The 6,644-nt window shown below is 51.6% G+C and carries 6 protein-coding genes; 4 read left to right on the top strand and 2 right to left on the bottom strand.

Features of this window, described 5'->3' with window-relative positions:
- Window positions 1-788 precede the first annotated feature (788 nt).
- Window positions 789-1,046 (top strand): AbrB/MazE/SpoVT family DNA-binding domain-containing protein, encoded by a 258-nt coding sequence (locus tag GC101_RS06320; RefSeq protein ID WP_025708535.1) that lies wholly within the window; start codon window positions 789-791, stop codon window positions 1,044-1,046.
- A gap of 181 nt (window positions 1,047-1,227) precedes the next feature.
- On the opposite strand, the gene GC101_RS06315 is transcribed toward GC101_RS06320, so the two are convergent.
- Window positions 1,228-1,740: a PadR family transcriptional regulator gene (locus tag GC101_RS06315; RefSeq protein WP_171716570.1), complete on the bottom strand. Its 513-nt coding sequence runs from the start codon at window positions 1,738-1,740 to the stop codon at window positions 1,228-1,230.
- A 106-nt stretch (window positions 1,741-1,846) separates the two neighbouring features.
- Window positions 1,847-2,998, bottom strand: coding sequence for a YhgE/Pip domain-containing protein (locus GC101_RS06310; protein WP_171716569.1), 1,152 nt, complete (start codon window positions 2,996-2,998; stop codon window positions 1,847-1,849).
- 194 nt (window positions 2,999-3,192) lie between these two features.
- On the opposite strand from GC101_RS06310, the gene GC101_RS06305 reads away from it, so the two are divergent.
- From GC101_RS06305 to GC101_RS06295, 3 genes are all read left to right on the top strand, one after another.
- Complete coding sequence (locus GC101_RS06305; RefSeq protein WP_171716568.1) at window positions 3,193-3,921, top strand: HAD family hydrolase; 729 nt, start codon at window positions 3,193-3,195, stop codon at window positions 3,919-3,921.
- 272 nt (window positions 3,922-4,193) lie between these two features.
- Complete coding sequence (locus tag GC101_RS06300; RefSeq protein ID WP_171716567.1) at window positions 4,194-4,934, top strand: response regulator transcription factor; 741 nt, start codon at window positions 4,194-4,196, stop codon at window positions 4,932-4,934.
- A gap of 36 nt (window positions 4,935-4,970) precedes the next feature.
- Window positions 4,971-6,323: an FAD-dependent oxidoreductase gene (locus GC101_RS06295; RefSeq protein ID WP_246354199.1), complete on the top strand. Its 1,353-nt coding sequence runs from the start codon at window positions 4,971-4,973 to the stop codon at window positions 6,321-6,323.
- Window positions 6,324-6,644 lie beyond the last annotated feature (321 nt).

The raw sequence follows: 6,644 nt of genomic DNA, 5'->3' as shown, positions 1-6,644 counted from the left end.
ATAGGGAAATCAACCGTCTGATTCCGCCGAACCCGTTGTTCGATTCAATTCCCGCGATTTTGTGTATAGACGAAGCAGACGTTGTAACGGTCCGGTAAATATAGGAAGTGGAAAAAGGTATCTTATTTTGCCCGTTTACAGAGTTTTGAACCTATTAAGTGGAAAAAGATCATTTAATTACCGCCCATATTACAAACCGAGTAAATTAGGCGTGATTTAAGTGTCATTTTTCCAACTCTTGTTCCGGCAGAGAGACTTGAGCCAGTATTAAGTGCCTTTTATCCACCTGTTCTCGAAGCGGATCATGGACAACAATAAAAGTTGGGGGCAGAAGAGCAGAAGAGTAGAAAGGCAGAAGAGCAGAAGGGCAGATGGGAAACGGGAACAATAACGAGAACGAGAACGGGAACGGAAACGGGAGCGGGGACAGGAACGAGTATGAACATGTTCATGAACATGAACAGACATAGGAACGGAGTCGCAGCGGTTAGGCTAACCTGAAGCTCAAAACTACTAAAATCAAGGTTTTTTCTAAAATTTAAATAAAAAACTGTCAATCCGAGAGGATATTGGATAAAATATGATTTAGGCTATTATTTTGTCGAATATGCTCTAAACTTTGTCGAATAATTTGTCGATATATATCAAAAGATGTAGAAATAAAATTGACAGGAAAGAAATAGCACTTTACAATGCAGATATAGCATAATCATTTCTACTATTTAGAAGCTTTGATAGCTTTTAACACTGAATGATGAATCAAGCGTTATTTCAAGGGAGGATGCATAATGATGAAAGCAACAGGTATTGTAAGAAAAGTAGATGAACTGGGACGTATCGTGATTCCGATTGAACTACGCAGAACGATGGGAATTGACATAAAAGACCCGCTCGAAATTTTTGTGGACGGCGAAAAGATCATTCTCAGAAAATATGAACCTACTTGTATCTTCTCCGGAAGTGCCGAGAACCTGATCAACTTCAAAGGCAAAATGGTCAGCAAAGACGTTCTCGACGAACTGATTGCAAGCTTCGACCACGTATAAGTTTTGTTCTGAACCGCACCATAAATAATGACAGCAGGGACCGCAGCGCAGGCACTTTAACAGTGTTTGCACTCCGGTCCCTTTTAAATACTATGAACAAAAACGGCAGTTCCCGGGCTTAGGCTTAGGAGGACTGCCGTCTTGTGTTATTTGCGGATCTATGCGCGGCTATGCTGATAGTTCAGCTCTCCAGCGCACTCTGCACTTTTCGGATAAAAGCTTCGTATTGCACCAGCCCCAGCTCCATACAGAGCTTCTGGGAGGAGGTCAGCTTGCCGATCTTGTCCAGCTCCTGCAGCTTATGCTCCAGATCATCGTACATCTCCTGTTTGGCCCGGAGGGCTTCGCGGAGCAGGGTGTGCATCGTCTCTTCGTCCGCCATGTCCCCGAAATACAGATGCATCAGGAAGTCGGAACGGAGCACCTCTTTCTCCGCAGGCTGACGCAAGTACTTCTGGAAGTGCTGTTCACCCTCCGGGGTGATTGTAAACATGTTCTTATCCGGTTTGCCTTCCTGGCGTACCGCTTCCCTGGAGATCAGACCCAGCTTCTCCATCTTGCTTAAGGTGGGGTAGATCGTGCCGAAGCTTGCATCGAAGAAGAAGGAGAAATACTCCTCGAAATGCCGCTTAATATCATAGCCCGAATGGGGCTTCTCACTCAGAATCCCGAGTATTACATCTTGAATGTTCATGAACGTCTGCCGCTCCTCTCTCTCCTTCCTACCATATCACATCTGTGCTGCCGGACTCAATTTGAACTGGCGGAAGGTGTCTGGACCATAGATGCTTCGCAGGTACTCAGGCATTGGCTGCCGCTTCGGCCCGGATTGCACCTTTCTCCCGGCGGAGCAGGGTAAGCAGCACACTGCCTGCTGTTGCAACAGCGGCAATATAGAGCAGCGCCGTCACGTCGTGCATTATACCCTCACCGCCTATGACGAGATCCAGCATGCCGTCCACAGCATAATAAGCAGGGAAGAATTGACCGACCGACTGGTAAAAGGGTGACAGTACGTCCCGGGGAATCGTTGCCCCGGAGCTCAGCATCTGCATGGACAGCAGCGCAATGTTCAGCCACGCTCCGGCGTCGCCGAGCAGCACAAGACTGAGATTGGCGACCGTCATGCAGGAGAGGATAACGACAAATTCAAACATCCACATGCCGAGGAAGCCTTGCGAGGAGTGGATACCGAGAGTGTTCAGCAGTGAAGTGCTGATGAGTGAGCCGGTAAGTGCGGTGCCGGCCATCAGCACATACCGGGCGCTAAGACGCTGCCATTTGCCGGCAGCAGCGGCCAGAGTGGCGGAGGCCTTGCTCAGGTTCATCGCCAGCAGCATGCCGCCGGTGAAGGAAGCTGTAACGACCATTAGCGGAACCATGGTTTCAGCGAAGTTGGTAGCCGGATTCACAATCTGGATATCGGAGCTGATCCGGCTTGCTGCGCTGCTTCGAATCTTTGCGGCTTCTGCCTCCGGCAGCTTCAAAGCTGTGAGCACGCCGCCAAGTCCCGCAGCACTGCTCTTTGCATCCAGGGCAGCAGTGACTTTGGCTGCTACGCCCTGCATGACATTAGAGACCATCTGCGGATTAGATTCGTTCAGATAATAGCGGATCTTGGCCCCGGACGAAGGCTCGCTTAGTGAAGCGGTGAAGCCCTGGGGAAGCTCAATAATCATCCGGAGGGAACGATGCCCGAGCCGGTCCTGCGCCTCTGCCAGAGAGAGGCTCTTCACCTGCTCGAAGTTAAGGGACGCCGATATATTGTCGGCGATGGACTGGGCAGCGCTGCCGTCTCCGTTAACAATGGCGATCGGCAGCTGATCTATCCGGTCGGTGACATGATCGTAGCCGGTGATCCAGATGAGGCTGAAAAAGACCTGGAACAGCAGCGCAGTAATAATCCCGACGATGGTTACGGGTTGTTTGAGAAACTGAATAATTAATTTCATTGTGTAAACACTCCTTATATCAATGTGTTATATAACAACATGTAATATATCATCATGAAATAATAAAATCAATACATATTCTTGGGTTCGTAGACAATACGTGCTGCTTTCCTATATCATTAAAGCGTGTTATGGAAGCTCCAGATGAACTAGAGAGTCAGAGGCAGAACAATTTGGAAGGGATGGGTCACCTTATGAGTTATGAAGAACAGACACAGGCAGAGCACGGGCAGCTGCCGAAATTGAACAAACCGGAAGCTATCGTATTTGATATGGATGGTACGCTGTTCCAGACGGAAAGCCTGCTATTGCCGGCCTATCATAAAATGTTTGATATCCTGCGCGAGGAAGGGCTGTATTCCGGGCCTACTCCGCCGGAGGAGCGCATTCTGGGCAGCCTTGGCATGCTGCTGGCGCAAATCTGGAAGAATGTAATGCCTGAAGCGGACGCGGCGGTGCACCGCCGGGCGGATGAGCTGCTGCTGCAGCTGGAGATTGAAGGACTGGAAGCCGGAGGGACCCTTCTGTATCCTAAGGTAGTGGAAACGCTGCGTGCGCTTCATGCGAGCGGAGTGAAATTGTTCGTCGCCAGCAACGGGCTGGAGGATTATATTCACAGCATCGTAGTGGTGCATGAGCTGAAGGAGCTGTTCGAGGGCTTATACAGTGCAGGCGGACAAGGAACGGCAACCAAGACTGAGCTGCTTGGACTCCTGCTGGACAACCACAATATCAGCAGTGCCTGGATGGTGGGCGACCGTTCCTCTGACGTGGAAGCGGGCAAGGGCAACGGGCAGACGGTAATTGGCTGCGGCTACGCCGGATTCGGACGGCAGGATGAGCTGAAGGGCTCCGACGTTATTATTTCTTCCTTCGATGAATTAATCGGGCTGTATGACAACAGCACAGCGCAAGACCTGTAAGGAAGCAGATCCCGGAATAGTTTGTACAAAAGCAAGTACACACGGATGTCTTTACTGCCGGTTCACCGGCGTTAAGGACATCCGTTTTGGCATCAGCGGGGACGGGTACGGATAAATCTCGAAATTTCATACCTTTTCTCGAATGTGGACCGTTTCTTTGGAGGCATGCAAAATTTATACTGATAGTGTAAGCGTTTCACCAGAAGTGAACCTCTGGAGCCCGGCGAAAGCAGGTGCGGCGGACCGGACATTGTGGATTGGGAGGGATAGACTTGCACAAGCTGTTTCTGGTTGAAGACGAAGCTCTGATCCGTTCGGGCCTCAAGCATTTGATTGAGGAGGTTATCGGCGGCTTTCAGGTGGTGGGTGAGGCAGAGAACGGAAGACTTGCGCTGGAGGCGCTCAAGAGTGTGAAGCCCGATGTTCTGATTACGGATATACGGATGAATGAAATGAACGGTCTGGAGATGATCCGGCGGGTCCGTGACCAGTACCCTGACCTGTACATTCTAATTCTAAGCGGGTATGCCGACTTTGAGTATGCGAAGCAGGCGATCAAATACGGCATCAGCGATTATCTGTTGAAGCCGGTTGACCGCACGGAGCTGGCCCAGGCCCTGGGGGATTTCAGGCGCAAGCACGCAAGCCGGAGCGGCCCGGCGGACCAGCCGGAAGAGGGCGGAGCAGACCTGAAGGGCAGGCAATTGATCCGTAAAGTGAAAGAGCTGGTTGCGCAGCGGCTGGATCAGGAAATTTCACTGCAATATATGGCGGAGCAGGTGCATCTGAATCACCAGTACCTGTCGGTACTGTTCAAATCAGAAACGGGGCAGAACTTTACGGATTATGTCTCGCAGTGCCGGATGAACCGGGCCAAGCAGCTGCTGAAGGAAACGAATCTCAAAATCTATGAGGTAGCCAAATTATCAGGCTATCTAAGCTCCAAGCATTTCATGGCGGTATTCAAGGACTATACCGGCAGCACTCCCACGCAGTACAGGGAACAGCAGTAATGTAACCGTTAACTTAAAAGGGGACAAGGAGGAGCAATGATGCGGAAATATGAAGTTGTTGTAGCAGGCGGCGGGGTTTCCGGCTCGATCGCGGCCATCGCGGCAGCAAGAGCAGGCGCCGCAACACTGATCATAGAGGCAGGAGGTTTCCTCGGCGGAACTCTAACCGCTGCGGGTGTCGGGCCGATGATGACTTTTCATGCCGGGCATAAGCAGGCTATCCAGGGGATCACTGATGAGCTGATCCAGCGGCTTCAGGCGCTCGGCAAATCACCGGGGCATATCCCGGACGCGACGAACTATACCTATTCGGTGACACCGTTCGATGCCGAAGCGATGAAATACGAGCTGGATCTGATGCTGCAGGAGAGCGGAGGCGAGGTGCTGTATCATACGATGCTGGCCGGGGCCGAAGTATCGGGCAGACGCATTGAGTCGCTTACCCTGTGCAACAAGGCGGGGCTCAGCCGGATTACGGCGGATGTGTTCATTGATGCTACCGGAGACGGGGACTTGGCTGCCTGGTCCGGAGTGCCGTTCACCAAAGGGCGTGAATCCGATGAGCAGTCGCAGCCGATGACCCTGAAGATGAAGATGAGGGGGGTGGACACGGAGAAGATCAAGGCGTACATCCGGGAGCACCGCGAGGACTTCCCGCGCATGAACCTTGATATCACCGTGATGGACTCTGCGGCCAGATTATCTGTCGCCGGCTTCGACAAGCAGTTCCGGGAAGCCAAGTCGCGCGGCGAGATCAGTATTCCGAGAGAGGATGTGCTGTTCTTCGAGACGAGCAATCCCGGCGAGATTATTATGAACACCACACGTATTCTGGGCAAGGACAGCACAGATCCGTGGAGCCTCAGCGAAGCGGAAATTGAAGGGCGCAGGCAGTGCCGGGAGCTGGAACTCTTTTTGAAAAAGTATATTCCCGGCTTTGAAGAGTCCGTGGTAGTCTCCACAGGTCCGTCCATCGGTGTCCGCGGCTCCCGCCAGATCAAGGGTTTGTACACGCTGACCGCGCAGGATATTCTGTCGGTGAAGCCCTTTGCGGATGTGATCGCCCACTCCGGCTATCCGATTGATATTCACAGCCCGGACGGCGAGGGAACCGCAACGGATCATCTGGAATGGGGGGCGATGTACGGCATCCCTTACCGCTGCCTGATCACGAATGAAATCGACAACCTGATTGTCGTCGGCAGATGCCTCTCAGCTACTTTTGAAGCCCAGGCGGCTGTGCGTACCACACCTACGGTGGGGGCAATTGGTCAGGCGGGCGGTACTGCGGCGGCATTGGCTGTGAAAGAAGGAGTCCCCGTGCAGCAGGTGGACTATAAGAAACTGCAGCAGACACTCGTGGCGCATGGCGCTTATCTGGAGGTGTAACGGACGGAGCATGGTGCGCAAAAATAATGTCATGTACAGCCTGAACTGTTAATCTTTCGGATTAGCATGCCGTGCTCCTTGCTAGAGCCGCAGGCTGGTGGCTGTGACGGGACCCGGCCTAAGCTCTAACTGTATTTTGTGCAACTAAAGCGAGCGTTTATGGCGCTGCGAAGGTTTTAATTGCATTTGATACAGTTATAATCCCCATATTCCGCAAAAGGGGACTTACCGTTATTTTTAGTTGTACAGAATACAATTATTCCGGTAAAACCGGCTTTTCGCCGACTTTTAGTTGTATGAAATACAATTAAATGCTGTTGC

Origin of the sequence: Paenibacillus phytohabitans, from assembly GCF_013141775.1 — a bacterium.
In the GTDB taxonomy this organism is placed as follows: Bacteria; Bacillota; Bacilli; order Paenibacillales; family Paenibacillaceae; genus Paenibacillus_AQ; species Paenibacillus_AQ phytohabitans.
Note: the sequence above shows the minus strand (reverse complement) of the source record. Positions and strands in the feature narration are given on the sequence as shown.